This is a genomic window from Microcoleus sp. Pol14D4 (assembly GCF_036701245.1).
Classification (GTDB): Bacteria; Cyanobacteriota; Cyanobacteriia; order Cyanobacteriales; family Microcoleaceae; genus Microcoleus.
This window is the reverse complement of record NZ_JAUBQM010000056.1, coordinates 1-17,381: the sequence shown is the minus strand read 5'-3', so window position 1 is coordinate 17,381 and position 17,381 is coordinate 1. Positions and strand designations below refer to the sequence as shown.

Annotated in this window: 12 protein-coding genes; 11 read left to right on the top strand and 1 reads right to left on the bottom strand. The window is 45.2% G+C overall.

What is annotated here, in order from left to right; all coding sequences use genetic code 11:
* Positions 1-65: 65 nt before the first annotated feature.
* The 7 genes from QUA33_RS19175 to clpP all read left to right on the top strand — a co-directional run bounded on the left by QUA33_RS19175 (position 66) and on the right by clpP (position 10,142).
* On the top strand, positions 66-5,594 hold the full coding sequence (locus QUA33_RS19175; protein ID WP_333150289.1) for an ATP-binding sensor histidine kinase: 5,529 nt from the start codon (positions 66-68) through the stop codon (positions 5,592-5,594).
* A gap of 48 nt (positions 5,595-5,642) precedes the next feature.
* The gene (locus QUA33_RS19170) at positions 5,643-7,055 is read left to right on the top strand and encodes an adenylate/guanylate cyclase domain-containing protein (RefSeq protein ID WP_333150287.1); all 1,413 of its coding nucleotides are present in this window, start codon (positions 5,643-5,645) and stop codon (positions 7,053-7,055) included.
* A gap of 135 nt (positions 7,056-7,190) precedes the next feature.
* Complete coding sequence (locus tag QUA33_RS19165; RefSeq protein ID WP_333150285.1) at positions 7,191-8,411, top strand: heparan-alpha-glucosaminide N-acetyltransferase domain-containing protein; 1,221 nt, start codon at positions 7,191-7,193, stop codon at positions 8,409-8,411.
* A gap of 106 nt (positions 8,412-8,517) precedes the next feature.
* Positions 8,518-8,739 carry a hypothetical protein gene (locus QUA33_RS19160; protein WP_333150284.1) on the top strand — a complete coding sequence of 74 codons (222 nt, stop codon included), beginning with the start codon at positions 8,518-8,520 and terminating at the stop codon, positions 8,737-8,739.
* The gene (locus QUA33_RS19155) at positions 8,739-9,098 is read left to right on the top strand and encodes a type II toxin-antitoxin system PemK/MazF family toxin (RefSeq protein ID WP_333150283.1); all 360 of its coding nucleotides are present in this window, start codon (positions 8,739-8,741) and stop codon (positions 9,096-9,098) included. The genes QUA33_RS19160 and QUA33_RS19155 overlap by 1 nt, the downstream gene beginning before the upstream one ends.
* A 17-nt stretch (positions 9,099-9,115) precedes the next feature.
* Positions 9,116-9,265, top strand: coding sequence for a DUF433 domain-containing protein (locus QUA33_RS19150; RefSeq protein WP_333150281.1), 150 nt, complete (start codon positions 9,116-9,118; stop codon positions 9,263-9,265).
* A gap of 268 nt (positions 9,266-9,533) precedes the next feature.
* Positions 9,534-10,142 (top strand): ATP-dependent Clp endopeptidase proteolytic subunit ClpP, encoded by a 609-nt coding sequence (gene clpP, locus QUA33_RS19145; RefSeq protein WP_006635758.1) that lies wholly within the window; start codon positions 9,534-9,536, stop codon positions 10,140-10,142.
* Between the two features lie 207 nt (positions 10,143-10,349).
* Here clpP and QUA33_RS19140 read toward each other — a convergent pair whose 3' ends face one another.
* Positions 10,350-11,345: a hypothetical protein gene (locus QUA33_RS19140; RefSeq protein WP_333150279.1), complete on the bottom strand. Its 996-nt coding sequence runs from the start codon at positions 11,343-11,345 to the stop codon at positions 10,350-10,352.
* 879 nt (positions 11,346-12,224) lie between these two features.
* On the opposite strand from QUA33_RS19140, the gene QUA33_RS19135 reads away from it, so the two are divergent.
* From QUA33_RS19135 to QUA33_RS19120, 4 genes are all read left to right on the top strand, one after another.
* A complete protein-coding gene (locus QUA33_RS19135; RefSeq protein WP_333150321.1) occupies positions 12,225-14,591 on the top strand; it encodes a ribonuclease R family protein in 2,367 nt (788 codons plus the stop codon).
* 393 nt (positions 14,592-14,984) lie between these two features.
* On the top strand, positions 14,985-15,620 hold the full coding sequence (locus QUA33_RS19130) for a flavin prenyltransferase UbiX (RefSeq protein ID WP_333150277.1): 636 nt from the start codon (positions 14,985-14,987) through the stop codon (positions 15,618-15,620).
* A 174-nt stretch (positions 15,621-15,794) separates the two neighbouring features.
* Positions 15,795-16,679 (top strand): LapA family protein, encoded by an 885-nt coding sequence (locus QUA33_RS19125; RefSeq protein ID WP_333150274.1) that lies wholly within the window; start codon positions 15,795-15,797, stop codon positions 16,677-16,679.
* A gap of 22 nt (positions 16,680-16,701) precedes the next feature.
* On the top strand, positions 16,702-17,253 hold the full coding sequence (locus QUA33_RS19120) for a shikimate kinase (protein WP_333150272.1): 552 nt from the start codon (positions 16,702-16,704) through the stop codon (positions 17,251-17,253).
* Positions 17,254-17,381: the final 128 nt, after the last annotated feature.

Below are 17,381 nucleotides of genomic sequence, written 5' to 3'. Positions count from 1 at the left end.
TCAATCCTTCTCTATCTAACCTTTAAAATTGTATAACAGCATCTTTTAAATTACCCCTAACTATCATGATTTCTATTCCGGGATACCGCATTGACGGAGAACTTTATACAAACTCTCACACCGTTATTTATCGAGGTATGCAGCTTGAGGAACAAAAACCTGTTATCCTCAAAACTCTCACGCCTCCATACCCTACCCCAGCCCAAATATCCCAACTGCTGCACGAATCCGAAATTCTTAAAAATTTGAATGTCCCCGGTATAGTCAAGCTTTGCAAAATAGAAACATACAATCACTTTCCTGTTTTAGTTTTAGAAGATTTTGGCGGTATTTCCCTAAAAGACTTTCTCAGCAACAAACAGCTAGAGTTAGAACAATTTCTGCATATTGGCATCAAACTAGCAGAAACTATTGGGCAACTTCACGAACACCACATTATTCACAAAGATATTAAACCCAGCAATATTATTGTCAATATCAAGACAGGAGATGTCAAGATTGCTGATTTTGCGATCGCCTCCCTGCTACCGGGCGAAAACGCCGCCCCCAGCCATCCCCATTTACTCGAAGGCACTCTCGCCTATATGTCTCCTGAACAAACGGGACGAATGAATCGGGCGATCGACTACCGCACCGATTTTTATTCTTTAGGCGTCACCTTTTATGAAATGCTTTGTGGCGAATTGCCTTTTCAGGCGATCGATCCCATGGAATTAGTACACTGCCATATTGCCAAAACGCCAGTTTCTCCTTGGGAAAACAGAAAGCAAAAAGTAGAAAGCAGAAGCATCGAAGGCAGAATCAATCAAGTAGGAACCAAGGAGATTCCTCAAGTCGTTTCCGATATCGTCATAAAACTCTTAGCAAAAACAGCCGAAGACAGGTATCAAAGTGCTTTCGGACTTTTGTACGACTTGGAAAATTGTCTCGATCAACTGCAAACAACAAGCGAAATTTCCCACATAACCCTCGGCGAGCAAGATCAGTCAAGTCACCTGCAAATTTCCCAAAAATTTTACGGGCGAGAAGCAGAAGTTAATATGCTTCTCAGTATCTTCCAGCGGATGAGGCGAGGCAATACAGAAATCGTGCTAATTTCTGGTGGTGCCGGTGTGGGAAAATCTTCGTTAGTATATGAAGTTTACAAGCCGATTCGGCGGGAAAACGGGTATTTTATTGACAGCAAATTTGAGCAATTTAAGCGCGATATTCCCTACGCTTTTTTGCTCCAAGCTTTTCAAGATTTGTTGCGGCAAATTTTCACCGAAAATGCCGCAGAAATCCATGTTTGGAAAGAAAAAATTTTAAAAGCACTCGGCGGTAACTGCCAAGTAATTATTGAAGCTATTCCCGAATTAGAACTGATTGTTGGGCCGCAGCCCCCCGTCCCAGATTTAGGAGCAAATGAATCTCAAAATCGCTTTAATTTAGTATTTCAAAACTTCATCCGCGTTTTTGCTCAAAAAGAACACCCCCTAATAATTTTCCTGGACGACTTGCAGTGGGTCGATTCAGCATCTCTCAAGTTAATAGAACTGCTAGCAACTGACCTGGAAACTCAATATTTATTAATAATTGGAGCTTATAGAGAGCAAGAAGTAGATCCAAATCATCCTCTAATGGTGACCGCCTCAGCCATTAAAAAAGCAGGCGGCACTGTAAGGGCGATCGCCCTTTTGCCTTTAGATATAAGCAGCGTCAACCAATTCCTTGCCGATACTTTGAACTGCGCCCCCGAAAACTCGCTAAGTTTAGCCGAGTTGCTTTATCAAAAAACTGATGGAAATCCATTCTTTTTAACTCAATTAATAAAATTTTTGCACTCAAAAAGTTTGATTAAATTTAAACTTTATCCATCGAAGAGTGTGAGCGATTTAGCTGAAACTAACCAGTCGGGTTTAGCACAACCAATCTCAAAAAAAGTTGTGAACAAATGCCATATCACAGGTGAATGGCAGTGGGATATCGAACAAATACAAGAAATGGGAATAACGGACAATGTTGTAGAATTAATGATAGATAACATTCAGAAACTTTCAGAGAATACCCAGGAACTGCTTAAATTAGCCGCTTGTATCGGGAACAAATTTGATTTAAAAACTCTCTCGACAATCGCCGAAAAACCTCTGGCGTCCGCAGCAACAGACCTCGGTGAGGCACTTCAGTCCGGTCTGATTTTGCTCGTGAATAACGCCTACAAAATTCCGATCGCACTAACAGCAAGTACAGAAGTAACAGACACAATATCTAGAGATTTTAGCGACAAATTTTCCCTGCCAGTGGCGAATATTTCTAGCGAAACTTACAAATTTTTGCACGAGCGAGTGCAGCAGGCAGCTTATGCTTTAATATCCGATTCTCAGAAACAAGAAATCCATCTAAAAATAGGCAATTTTTTACTCAAAAATGCACCGCCAGAACAATTAGAAGAGCATATTTTTGATACCGTAAACCAACTAAATTTTGCCAAAGAGATCATCACCAGCCAATTAGAAAAATTTCAATTATGCCAATTAAATTTAATGGCAGGTCGCAAAGCAAAAGCAAGTGCAGCTTACGAGCTTGCCCTGAAATATTTAACCACAGGTATTGAACTGCTGGCACCCGAAAGTTGGCAAACTGACTACGACTTGACTCTTGCACTTTACGAGTCAGCAGCAGAAGCTGCTTACCTCAATACCGACTTTGAGCAAATGGAAAAATGGGCTGAAATTGTTCTGCAACACGCAAAAAATGAACTAGACAAAATTAAAGTGTTTGAAATCAGAATCATAGCTTGTGGGATGCAAACCAAACTCCAAGAATCGGTAAAAATTGGTCGCGAAGCGCTAACAATGTTAGGGATAAACTTTCCCGAATCGCCGATTCCCCTCCACATTCAGCAAGCACTGGCTAAAACCGCAGCTTATTTAACCGGAAAGAAAATAGAAGATTTAATTAACTTGCCCATTATGACAAATTCGCATAAATTAGCAACTATGCGCGTGCTTTCCAGTATGTTTTCAGCTACATTTATAGTTGAACCTGTGCTGCTGCCGCTGATTGTGTGCGAGCAAGTTAATTTATCTATTAATTACGGAAACTCTACTTTTTCTGCCTTCGGTTATGCTAATTACGGAGCAATTTTAAAAGGAATAGTTAGAGATATTGAATCGGGCGATCGCTTTGGTCAATTAGCTTTAAATTTGAGCGATAGATTAAATGCGTTAGAATTCAAAAGCAAAACGCTTAATTTAGTAGCATTCATTTTGATGAACGGCAAGCATCACGTTAAAGACTCTTTGCCGCTATTAGAGGACGCCTATCAAAGCGCGCTAGAAAATGGGGATTTAGAATGCGTCGGATATTCAGCCGTAAATATTTGTCAGTCTTTGTATTTTATCGGTCAAGAATTGCCACAACTGGAACGGAGAATGGTAAGTTACAACCATTTGCTGTTTCAACTCAAGCAAGAAACTGTATTAACTTGGAACCAAATATATCGGCAAACTATTTTGCAATTGATGGGAAAATTGGAAAGTCCGCACATTGTATTAGGTGAAGCATACAGCGAAGAAAAATTGTTATCGCTGCTGTTGAAAGCTAACGATCGCGTGGGACTCCAGCACTTTTATTTGCAAAAATTAATAATAGCGTATTTATTTGGAGATACTGCTACAGCACTAGAAAATGCAGCGCAAGCCGAAGTATATTTAGACGGAGTTGCAGGCTTTATCAATGTTTCTGAATACCATTTTTACGATTCTCTAGCCCGCCTAGCCGCCTATCCATCTGCAACAGAGGAGGAACAAGAAGAGCATATTTTTTACGCTGTAAGTAATCGAAAAAAGCTGCAACAAAAAGCGCTTTCGGCGCCCATGAATCTTCAGCACAAATGCGACTTACTTACGGCAGAAAAAGCGCGCGTTTTGGGCAATGTGGTGAGAGCAATGGAATATTACGATCGCGCAATTGAAGGAGCTCAAGAAAACGGATACATACAAGTACAAGCACTAGCAGCAGAATTGGCAGGAGCATTTTATCTATCCATAGGACGAGAAAAAAATTCTAAAACTTACTTAACAGAAGCGCGTTATTGTTATCAGCGCTGGGGAGCAACAGCCAAAGCAGCGCATTTAGAATCAAAATACTCGCACTTGCTAACTTCAGGCTCGATTTTAACTAATATTGAAACTCACAAATCTACCAGCAGCGCTTCCACTACCAACGACAGTGCAGGCGTGCTAGACTTGACCACAGCAGTTAAAGCATCGCAAACGTTAGCCGGCGAAATAGTTCTAGACAAACTGCTGGCAAAAATGATGAAAATTGTTATTGAAAATGCCGGAGGACAAACAGGCTTTTTAATACTAGAAAAAGAGGGTCAATGGGTGATTGAAGCATCAGGATCTGTAGATGTCGATCGCGTTGCTGTCATGCAATCAATTCCGATAGATTTTGTAGCCGACGATCGAGAAGTAACTTTGCTGGCAGTTGCAGTTGTGAATTACGTCGCCCGCACCCAGGAAAGTATAGTTTTAAACGATGCCACCCGCGAAGGACAATTTACTCGCACACCCTATATAATGGCAGTTCAACCTAAATCTATTCTTTGCACTCCGTTAATTAATCAAAGCCAACTCACTGGCATTCTATATTTAGAAAACAATCTGACTACAGGCGCTTTTACACAAGACAGGTTAGAAATATTAAAACTGCTGTCTTCTCAAATTTCTATCTCCATCAAAAATGCTCAACTTTACGCCAACTTGCACCAATTCAATCAGAATCTCGAAAATTTAGTACAGCAGCGTACCTCCGAACTCTCCCAAACTTTAGAAGACTTAAAATCGGCTCAAAATAAACTGGTAGAGTCGGAAAAAATGGCTGCCCTCGGCGGTTTGGTTGCAGGTGTTGCTCACGAAATCAATACTCCCATCGGCATCGGCATCACCGCCGCCTCCCTGCTTGCTGAAAAAGCCACAAAGTTTTTTGAGGTTTACAGTAACGGCCAAATAAAACGTTCCGAGTTAGAAAAGTTTCTGGATACCGCCGTGCAAAGCAGTAATATGATTTTATCTAACCTCACGCGGGCAGCCGACTTGATTCACAGTTTTAAAGAAGTAGCTGTAGATCAGTCAAGCGAGTTAAAACGCACGTTTAATGTTAAAAACTATCTAGAGGAAATTTTGACATCCTTAAGTGCAAAACTCAAAAGAACTAAGCACAAAATAGAGATTAAGTGTGATGAAAATATTGTAGTGGACAGTTATCCCGGCGTAGTGTGTCAAATTGTGACAAATCTGGTGTTGAATTCGCTAATTCACGCCTACGATGGAGAAGACGAAGGAGTTCTGGCTTTTGATTTCAAACTAGAGGGCGATCGGCTAATATTTGAATATGCTGATAACGGCAAAGGAATTGACCCAGAAAATCTCAGTAAAATTTTTGAACCGTTTTTTACCACCAAAAGAGGTCAGGGAGGCACAGGATTGGGACTGCACATTATTTATAACCTTGTTACTCAAAAACTAAAAGGCACAATTAGCTGCACAAGTCAAGTAAATAAAGGCACAAAATTTATGATTGAATTTCCCGCTAAAATGAGCAGTTAGTTATTAGACCGCCAACATGGATATAACTTTTATATAGGAGAACGATATATGTCAGAAGCTAGTAAAAACTTGTTGGCTGCAGGCGATGACGAATTAATCGCCACAGACGACGATGAATTAATATTTGCGAAGGAAGACGAGGCGGAAGAAAAACCGCTCGAAGAAAGTTGGAAAATATTAATTGTAGATGATGAAATAGAAATTCACAATATTACTAAACTAGCGTTAAACGATTTTAAATTTGAAGGAAAAAGTATAACCTTTATCAGCGCTTACTCAGGAAAAGAAGCTAAAGAAATCATTCAAAATAACTATGACATAGCATTGATTTTACTCGATGTAGTTATGGAAACAGAAGAAGCAGGCTTGGAAGTAGTTAAATACATCCGCGATATTTTAAATAATCAAGTAGTGCGGATTATTTTACGCACTGGACAGCCCGGACAAGTACCAGAAGATGTAGTAATTGTCAGCTACGATATCAATGATTACAAAACCAAAACAGAACTTACTAACAAAAAATTATTTACCACGGTAGTTACCGCACTGAGAGCATTTAGATCCCTCAATCAAATCGAATCCAGCAAAAGCGAACTTGAAAAAATTGCAGTTGCATCAGCCCGTTTTGTACCCCGTGAATTTTTGAAATTTCTCAAAAGAGAAAGCATCGTTGATGCCAGACTGGGAGATTCTGTACAAGCAGAAATGACGATTATGTTTGCCGACATTCGCTCATTTACAAGTCTGTCAGAAAGTATGTCTCCCCGAGAAAACTTTGAATTTCTTAACTCTTACTTAAGCCGAGTTGGCCCAGTTATCCGCGAGTACAACGGTTTTATAGATAAATATATTGGTGACGGGATTATGGCTTTGTTTCCTAACAGGGCTGAAGATGCTGTGCAAGCAGCAATTGAGATGCAGCAGCAAGTGAAAATTTATAACAGACACAGGCAAAACAGTGGCTATCAACCTATTTCGATAGGGATTGGCTTGCATACTGGGACTTTAATGTTAGGTACGATTGGCGAAGCGGAACGAATGGAAAGTACGGTGATTTCTGATGCCGTTAATTTAGCTTCCCGCGTGGAAGGATTGACAAAGCTTTATGGAGTTGCTATTGTAGCTAGCGTCCAAACCCTTTGCCGGATAGACGATCCTCAACATTACAAGTGCCGGTTTCTCGATCGCGTTCAAGTCAAAGGAAAACAAACACCTGTTGCGGTATTTGAAATTTACGATGGCGACTCGCCGACAATGATCGAACTAAAAGCACAAACTCAAACTTATTTTGAACAGGGAATTTTTTTTCACTACCAGCAGCAATTCGCGCAAGCAAGGCAAATGTTTCTGCGCGTTTTACAAATCAACAAGTATGATAAGGCAGCATCTTTTTATGCAGAACGCTGCGATATGTTGATGAAAAATGCAGTCATAATGACTCTGGAAGGTATTGAAATTTAGCTAATGGGTAATTGGGCATGGGACATGGGGCATGGGGAATTGGGAATTGGGCCGAAAAGAATTAGGAAATGGGCATCCGCTAAGATAGTGAACAGTGGACGGTGAACAGCGAAGAGTGAACAAATAACTTAATTTATGCGCTTCAAATCCCTTGATGTTTTTCGCGGAATTGCGATCGCCTCGATGATTCTAGTCAACAACCCCGGTAGTTGGGAACACGTTTATCCACCGCTAGATCACGCAGAATGGCACGGCTGCACCCCGACAGATTTAGTATTTCCGTTTTTCTTGTTCATCGTTGGCTGCGCGATGTCTTTCTCGCTGCCTAAATATATTCAAAATTCTCCAAAACCTGGAATAGAAACCTCACAAATTACACAAACAAAGGAAAAATCAGAATCTGCTAAAAACCCTCTTTCTTCTTCCTTTTTTCGTCTCCATTGTTCAAATATTTACTGGCGAATTGCGCGCCGCGCCGCGATTCTATTTATATTAGGATTGCTGCTAAATACATCTTCGATCGCCCTTGACGTACTTCTCAACAGCGCCCCGGTCGAAAACTTCGGTAAAATCCGCATCATGGGAGTATTGCAGCGCATCGGCTTAGCTTATTTCATCAGTGCGATCGCGATTCTCAACCTTTCCCCCCGCAATCAAAAACTGCTCGCTGTTGCCCTACTTTTGGGCTATTGGGGCGCACTAACCGTATTTGCTGTAGGGGGGTACACTGCCGGCGAACTCACGCCAGAAGGAAATTTAGGGGGATATGTCGATCGGCTAATTCTCGGTAGCCAACACCTGTACAAAGGCGGCCCCTTCGATCCCGAAGGATTGTTGAGTACCTTACCCGCAGTTGTCACAGTCCTGATCGGCTACTTTACAGGAGAGTGGGTGCGCGTGCAGCCAATCAAAACCCGCACCAGTATCAACTTAGCAATCTGCGGCCTCAGTTGCGTGGTAATCGGCCACTTGTGGGGATTTTTATTTCCGATAAACAAACAACTTTGGACAAGTTCTTATGTAGTTTTTACTGCTGGTTGGGCCTTGCTATTGCTAGCAGCTTGCTACGAAACAATTGAAGTGCGGGATTGGAAATGGGGGAGGCCGTTTGAAATCATGGGATTGAATGCAATTTTCCTGTTTGTCGCCTCCGGTATAGTTGCCAGAATTCTCTTAAAAACTCATATCGGTACTGGTGCAAATGCTCCAACAACATACACTTGGATTTATGAAAACTGGTTTTTGCCGTGGGCGGGGCCGCTCAATGGTTCTCTAGCATTTGCTGTGACTGCGGTATTATTTTGGTGGTTAATTTTGTATGGAATGTACCGCCGTGGTTGGGCGATAAAAATTTAAGTAGTTTCGTCTGTAGTGGATATACCTCTTCTCATGATATGAGAAAAGGGCGAGCTTCCGATCGAGACGCCTGTTTAGGTTACAATTGAAGGCAGGAGGATTTTTTATGCCGACTACTGCTCAAGAAATCTATATTCAAGTTGTCCACACTTTGTCACCAACGGAACGGTTACGCTTGGCAACTCTGATCCTCAACGAGTTATCGCAGCATAATGTCGCTGTCGTCGAACAAAGTGATACCTGGACTGAGGAAGATTGTTTCGATGTAACAACCTTTTCTTTGCAATACGCAGCTACACTTTTCCCGGAGAGTGAGGAGATGGATTAGTGAAATTCAATCCTAGTGATGTAGTAACAGCAGATTTTCCTGGTGTCACAGGTGTTAAACGTCGCCCTGTTGTGGTTTTGTCTTCGACTACTTATCATAGAAACCGCCCTGATTTCATAGTTGGGTTAATCACTACCCAGACAACAAATCTTGGCTCTACTGACTATACTCTGCAAGATTGGGCATCCGCAGGTTTGAGAATTGTATCTGTTTTTCGCAGTTTCATTCTTACTTTACCGCCTTCTGCCAACCTGATTTTGATAGGGCATTTATCCGAACGTGATTGGAGTGCTGTTCGCGCCTGTGTAAAACTAGCTTTAGTAGAATTGGACGATCGCCCACCGTCATCAGATTCATGACTCCCAAAAATTTTTATATGACATCCATACTACCTATCATTCATAGCGACCCCGATATTTTAGGGGGAAATCCAGTCTTAATCGCCACTCGCGTCCCGATCGAGACTCTGCTTGATTGTCTCGAAGCTGGTGATTCGCTAAATGAGTTTCAAAGGCTTTTTTCCTAGTGTCAGCCACGATCGAGCGATTTCAGTTCTCCCAATGATACGATCGCCACATAACAACGTTTATTGATGTCAGCTTCCTCAACATCGATCGCCTGCAGGATCGGATTTCCGATCGCACCCCCGCCACAATTTCGACAAATTACCGCCCCAACCCCGCCCAGCTAAAGGATTTTGCCGATTTCTCGATCGCAGGCCACCGATCGCTAACTATAACTGAGCCCTAATCGCTAAAATTAAAAAAAGATACGTAATAGGCAGGCAGGCGTCAATGATCCCAACAGTTATAGAACAATCCGGTCGCGGCGAACGCGCCTTTGACATTTACTCGCGACTCCTGCGCGATCGCATCGTCTTCTTGGGCCAACAGGTTGACTCAGACTTGGCTAACCTGATCGTTGCCCAATTGCTATTTTTAGACGCCGAAGACCCGGAGAAAGATATTTACCTCTATATCAACTCCCCAGGGGGTTCGGTAACAGCAGGTATGGGCATTTTTGACACGATGAACCACATCCGCCCCGACATTTGCACTATTTGTCTCGGTTTAGCAGCCAGCATGGGCGCTTTTCTGTTGAGTGCCGGCGCTAAAGGCAAGCGGATGAGTTTGCCTCACTCCCGGATTATGATCCACCAACCTCTAGGCGGAGCTCAAGGACAAGCAACCGATATTGAAATTCAGGCCAAAGAAATTTTGTACCACAAACGCCGCCTGAACGAACATCTTGCCAACCATACCGGTCAGCCGCTTTCCCGCATTGAAGAAGATACCGAACGGGATTTCTTCATGTCGGCTGAAGAAGCAAAGGACTACGGATTAGTCGATCAAGTGATCGATCGCCGTCCTTCCGCCAGCCGCCCGATCGCCGCTGTCGTCTAAATAAAAAGTTAAAAATCAAAAATGAGGAAATATTTTTCATTTTTGATTTTTAATTTTTAACCGTCATATAGCAGTTTTCAGTCGAGTGAATTACAGATGCTGCGGCCCATGATACGCCGTCATAGTTTAGTCCTTACTGTTTTTCATACAATTGAAAACTGCTATATGTAGCTTTTTTTAAATCACACCTAGAAACCTACAGAATTACTAGGGCAAAGATTCGAGATATTGCAGGAAGTCGAACAATTCTACTTGAGTTAAGAAATGGCGCGCTTCTTTGCCATAACCTTGTTTGAGATAATCTTTTCCTTGGTTGGGGGTCCAGTTCAACCGCTTGATTTCCTCAGTAGTTCTGCTGTAGATTTCCAGATATTCTAGGAAATCTACCAACTGTTCGCTAGAAAGCTCTCTCTGCGACGACTTGCCGTAATTGTGTTCGAGACAGTCGCTTTCCTGTTTTTTCTTCCATTGCAGCCGTTTGAGGATGGCGTCTATTTGGGCGATCGTATCAGAATTATCCTCGATCGCATCGCTGGGAATTCCCACTGCGATCGGTTGCAATTCCCTGACCTCGGCGGCACCCTGTAGCAGTTCACTTTGGCTAGCAGTCGGTACCTCCAGTTCCTGAAGTGGTTCGCCGTAGCTAGAAGAAAGCCAAGCGTCCGAGTCTAACTGCTTTGGTACAAATCCCGCAGCCTCCGCGCGATCGACCTTTGGTGGCAGCGGTTCCGGTACAGGTGCGATCGGCTCTTCATTTAATTTCGCTTCAGTATTGACAAAATTGCTTTGATGTGTTTCCGGCAATTTGTCAGAAACAGGCATTTCTAGAACAGGAAGAGGAACACTTGTCGGGCCAACAGGAACCGGAACAGCAGGAGGGGGAGGGGGAACAGCAGCAACCGGGGAAACAGCAGGAGGAGGGGGAACAGCAGCAACCGAAGCAACCGGAGCAACCGGAGCAACCGGAGCCGGATCAACACTCGCGATCGCACGATCGGGCGCAGCAGATCCAAGGACAGCGATCGCTCGCAACCGGGCGCGGTCTTCAGCATCCTCAACAGACTCAGCAGCCGACATAGCCGTAACAAGAGTTTTGCCGTCAACCTGAACCAGACAGCGAACAACAAACTTACCGTGATGAACAGTCAGCAACTCACAGATTAACTGTCCAGCGGGATAAAGGGCGCGAAATTCAGCAAACATAATTTTTTGACCCCGAAACCAGAAGGGGCTTATGACTTAAGTGTAGTACAGCCTAGAGAAAACAATTTTCTCAAAGCACCTATTCAACATACAATAAATTAAAGGTGAGTCATCCGCGCCACCTTACACGCCACTAAACCCCATGCCACATCCAGCGGTTTAAGCTAACAAGCATCGGGCGTCATTATCTATATATAGAAGATGACACAGCAACTAAGCAAAAGTAGTAAAAGTCTCCGGTTTTGTGTACCTTGCACTTTCTACAGCACAGATTGCTCCCGACCCGCTCGTTGCACCTCTGTCCGCAAGGGCAGATCGCGTGCAAAAAAACAGGGGCATCGCAGCGGCGAGCTACTAGCAATTTTGCCTCGATCCGGTAAGTTCTTTGCTAAAGCAAGAGGCAAGAGGCACTTCAAAAGGAAGAAGGAACAAGGCAGAAGGAAACAAGGCAGAAGGAAGAAATGCACATTTTCTCCATCTCCATCCGTCCATCGGCTCATCCTCGACTCAAGCCGTTGCTTTCAGTATCGAGCCATCTTTTAAGAACCGACAGGGGCTTTCTAATTCGCGAATTGCTCGGCGCTGCTGACCTAAAAGCAAACAAACCAACGCTAAAAAATTGTATTGGGGAATAGCGTGCGGGACATTTGTCTGCACCGTCAGCAGTCAGTTCAAGACAGACAGCAGACAATTAGCACCAAGCCGGTGTCGGGAGAGAATCTCAAAAAAACCTCGCGATGAAACAAGGTGGCTGTGCTCGCGTCTCCACCTATCAACCCGCGCATTTGTTGGGAAGAAGGCACTACGAGGGCCCGAGGGGGTGCGGCTGATTTCGCCAAAATTAGACTAATTGCTGGAAACAAGAGGATCGATCGCTACATGGAATTTTCTATCGCTGCACTGCTGGCAAATTTTACAGAAGACAAATTAGTGGCCCCAAAAGCATTGGAGAAAAAACTCGACTGCAACGACGCCACCAGTCAACTCAAACTTCAAATCGCATTAGAAGCTCTAGAGAAAATTGGCATATTAGTCAAAGACAAAGGCCGCTATCGCCGAGTAGCTGAAGACGACGTAGTAGAAGCAAAACTGCGCTGTTCGAGCAAAGGATTTTGCTTTGCAATTCAAGACGCCGAAGGCTCAGAAGACGTTTACGTGCGGGAAAGTCACCTCTCGACAGCTTGGAATGGCGATCGAGTCTTAGTCAAAATCATCAAAGAAGGTAGCCGCCGCCGATCGCCCGAAGGCGAAGTCATGCTCATCCTCGAACGCGCCAACCCCTCGGTACTGGCGCGAGTCAAGCAAACCGCCACCCCCACCGGCCGCGTCAGCTACAGAGCAATCCCCCTGGACGATCGCCTGTTGTTTGAACTAGACTTGCTCGCAAACGGCACAAATCTCCAAGAGGCGATCGACCACCTAGTACACGTCGAAGTCAAACGCTACCCCCTCGGCACGCACCGCCCAGTCGGCAAAGTAGTACAGGTACTCGGTTCCGACGCCGAAGCCGCTGACGACCTCGACATCGTATGCTGCAAACACGACTTGCCGCGATCGTTCCCCGCCGCCGTCATCAAAGCAGCCGAAAATTTGCCCAGCAAAGTCAAAAAAACAGACATCAAAAAACGCCTAGATTTGCGTAACATTCTGACTGTTAGCTTCAGCAAAAACGAACCGGGAACAACTAACAGCGAAAACAATGCTCCTCAAGCCCCGGAGGAAAATCTCTCCGAAGGAGGAGGCGAAAACGAGTTTGATCCGACATCCTTCCTCTCCGATCCTCCAGTGGAACGCGCTTTGTCGATCGAAACCCTGAAGCCCGGCCGCTGGCAAATAGGAATCCACATCAGCGACGCCGCCGAGTACGTGCAGCCAGAAACCCCGATCGACCGCGAAGCCCGCAAGCGAGGCACCGCCGCCCATCTGGGAGAAAAAATCATCGCCGTACTGCCAGAAACCCTCAACGAGCGCTGCTCCCTGCTGCCAGACACAGAACGGCTGGCCTTCAGCATACTGCTCACCCTAGACGAATCTGGAGAACTCCTAGAATACGAAATTCAAACCAGCGTCATTCAAATTGACTACCACCTCACCTACGAGCAAGCTCAAGCAATTCTCGAACCAGGCGATGCCGAAGAGCACCCTTTATCCTCCGCCCTCCGTCCTTTCCTCGATCAACTCGGTGCCGCCTCACAGGCTGCCCGACAGACAAGGCTCAAGCGGGGAGCTTTTGAACTAAATTTGCCCGATGCTAACTCTCACTTCGACGACGAAGGCGAATTAGGAGCTTTTGCAACGGCTCCCCCCGCCCAGTCGGCTGTCTCCGAGTTAGTCGTACTCGCCAACCAAGCTGTCGCCACCCACCTGCAAGCCTTGGGAGTCCCAGCAATTTACCGCGTCCAGCCGATGCCAGACCCGGCAGACATTCAAGAGTTCATCAAACTCTCCAACAACCTCGGAGGCGAACTGTACCTCGAAACCGAGGAAGAAGTCTTGCCCTTAGACTTTCAGCGATTTACCCAGCAGTTTGCCGGCCTTAAGTCCGAAAGAGTTCTCACCTACCTGCTTGAAGACACCATGAAGCCCGCTGTTTACAGCACCACTCCTAAGCCACACTTCGGTTTGGGCCTGTCAGAGGGTTACACGCGCTGCACTTCGCCGCTTTCCCGCTACGCCGATTTGCTGGTACTGCGGGTGTTGCAAGCGGTGTTCGAGCAAGGCCGCAGCAGCCGCACAACACGGGCTAAGGAAAAAGTTGACTTGCACCATTCCTCCTGTCACGGTCAAATTACTTGGAATGTTCTCCCGCCAGATTTGCACCACGAATTTGAGACAGAGTTTGCATCGGCCGTGGTACACCTGACGGAACGCGAAAGGGTTGCTGAGGATGCCGAAAGCGATTTGCAGGGATTGAAGAAAACCGGATTGATGAAAGAACGCACCGGCCAAACTTTCCAGGGTTTGATTACAGGCGTGCAGTCTTATGGTTTCTTTGTGGAAATTGAGGTGCGGCCGCCGGAGAGCGACATCCTGCGAGTTGAAGGACTGGTACACGTTTCTTCGCTGAAGGATGACTGGTACGAATATCGATCGCGCCAGCAAACTCTAGTGGGGCGGAAAAACCGCAATCAGTACCGTTTGGGCGATCGGGTAGAAGTTCAAGTCAAGAGTGTTGACTACTACCGCCAGCAAATTGATTTAGTTGCAGTTGGCGGCGGCAGTCAAGCTTTTGATGATGATGAATAATCTGTTGACTGTTGACTGTTAACTGTTAACTTTTCTAAATACTTAGTTGTCATTGTCTGGCAACTAAGTATTTAGAAGTGGGCGGCAAACTGTACTAAGCAATCATCAATAAACAATTAATGACTAATATCCAATCCGATAGCATCGTCTGGCGTAAAATCCAGTCAAAACTAAACAATTACGGACTGTGCAACCGCAATTTATCTAATTTATCTGGGTTAATCTGTGTTAATCTGCGGTTCAAAAAATAGAATTTGTTAACCGCAAATGACAAGGTATGGACGCTGATTCACGCAGATCAAGAGAAGAGAGATATGAATAACTCCGATGCTAACAGATTTGATCTAACAAATAATTACTAACAACAGTCAACCAACAAGTAACAAATAACTAATGACGAATAACTACCCCCTAATTGTAGGAGTGACTGGTGCATCGGGACTGATTTATGCGGTGCGAACATTGAAATATTTGTTGGAAGCCGATCGCGCGATCGAACTGGTCGCTTCCAAGTCTACTTACATGGTTTGGCAAAGCGAACAGAACACCAGAATGCCCGCAGAGCCGACGCTTCAAGAGGAATTCTGGCGGGAACAAGCAGGAGTAGCCACAATGGGTAAACTTCGGTGCCATCCCTGGCAAGATGTCGGTGCTAATATTGCTAGTGGCTCCTTTCGCACCCAAGGAATGATCGTTATTCCCTGTAGCATGAGTACGCTGGGCAAATTGGCGGCTGGCTTGAGTTCGGATTTGCTCGAAAGGGCGGCCGACGTTCAGCTCAAGGAAGGGAGAAAATTGGTACTCGTGCCTCGCGAAACGCCTTTTAGCTTGATTCACCTGCGGAATTTGACTACCTTGGCGGAAGCTGGAGCTAGAATTGTACCAGCGATTCCTGCTTGGTATCACAATCCGCAAACTATTGAAGATTTGGTAGACTTTGTGGTGGCTCGCGCTTTAGACCAGTTGGGGATTGATTGCGTTCCTCTCAAACGCTGGAAGGAAGAAGGTCAGTTGACAGTTGATAGTTGACAGTTGGCAGTTGACAGTTGACAGTTGACAGTAACAACCAATAACCAATAACCAATAACCAATAACCAATAACTGACAACAAACAACCAATAACCAATAACCAATAACCAATAACCAATAACTGACAACAAACAACTGACAACTGACAACAAACAAATTCCCAATATTTTTAATATGCGACCTGTATTTTTGCTAGTAATTGTGGTGGGGCTGACTATTTTTGCCCTGCAAAATGTGGAGCCGGCATTATCGCTGGTGTTTTTGGGAGTTCGATCGCCTGCTTTGCCCTTATCTATTTGGATTTTGCTCAGCCTGGCGGTGGGAGCTCTCACATCTTTATTGATTTCTGGTTTGCTGGCTTTTTCAAATTACCTATCTGCAACGCGGACCCGCACCGGCCGCGACAGTCGCAGCCGTCCCGATACTTTCCCCGAAGACGGGAGAACACCTTACACGCCACCTCCCCCTCCTAGAAAAGAGGGAATTGACCCGGATATGAATAGGGAAAATAGCCAAACTCAGACTGCTGGTTCCTACCGAACAGACTACGGTACGCCGGCGGGTTACAGTTCCCGGACTTTCCTGCAAGAAACTCCGAACCCGGATGGGGCGAAGGATTACGCTCAGCCGGGGAGTTATGCAGCTGCAGACGATGAGGATGATTGGGTCTCAGATGGCTCAAAATCCGGCTCTCAAAGGGGTGATGACGATTGGGGGGACGATCGCGATTTTCCCGATCGACCGCAGGTAAATGATGTTCCAGCGGCAAATCCGAGGGCTTACGAAGCTCAGCAGGAACCGAAAAGCAAATCTTGGGCTGGCTCAGTATATTCTTACGGCTATCGAGATCCGAGCCAGTCTGGGGTGGGGCAAACTGAGTCTGTATACGATGCGGAGTATCGAGTCCTGGTTCCTCCGGGAGGGGAGATTCCTAAACCCGCAGATGAAGCACAAATAAATCCTCTTGCAGAAGCAGAGGATGATTGGGGATTGGATGAGGGTGATGAGTTTGATGACGAGGATAGCCCCAGTGGCGGCTCGATTAACCTGAAAAAATAGAAAAATATCGGAGGATTTGGCCGTGGAGGGGTTGAGGGGAGTAAATATTTATCTCGTCGGGATGATGGGTGCGGGAAAAACAACGGTAGGGCGGATTTTGGCAAGAAAATTAAAATACCGTTTTTTTGATACTGATGAACTAATTGTTCGAGTTGCTAATCAGTCAATTGCTGAGATTTTCGAGCGAGAAGGGGAAGAGGCATTTCGGGAACTAGAAACTAAAGTCCTCGGTGAGTTGTCTGCGTATCAAAATTCGGTCGTGGCTACGGGCGGCGGTATTGTGACGCGATCGATGAATTGGGGTTACTTGCACTACGGTGTAGTAGTTTGGCTGGATGTGCCTGTAGATCAATTGTACGATCGACTGCGTTCGGACACCGCTCGACCCCTACTGCAGGAGGGCGAGATCAAATCTAAGCTGCACAGCCTTTTGAAAGAGCGAGAGCGTTTCTACATTCAAGCAGATGTCCGAGTCTGTGCTGGTGTGGGGGAAAGGCCTGAAGCAGTGGCGACTAGGGCGATGGAGGAAATCCAAAAAGTTATCAAACCAGAAACCGGGCCCGATCTCAATTGATACATTGAGAAATTGGGTTGCTGACAAAATAACAGGTTTCTGAGGAATTTTGGGCGTTGCTGAACTATGGTATGATGAAGTTGTCCTCTGAGCGTCAAAAATAACACATATTTCCAAAAAAATATTAT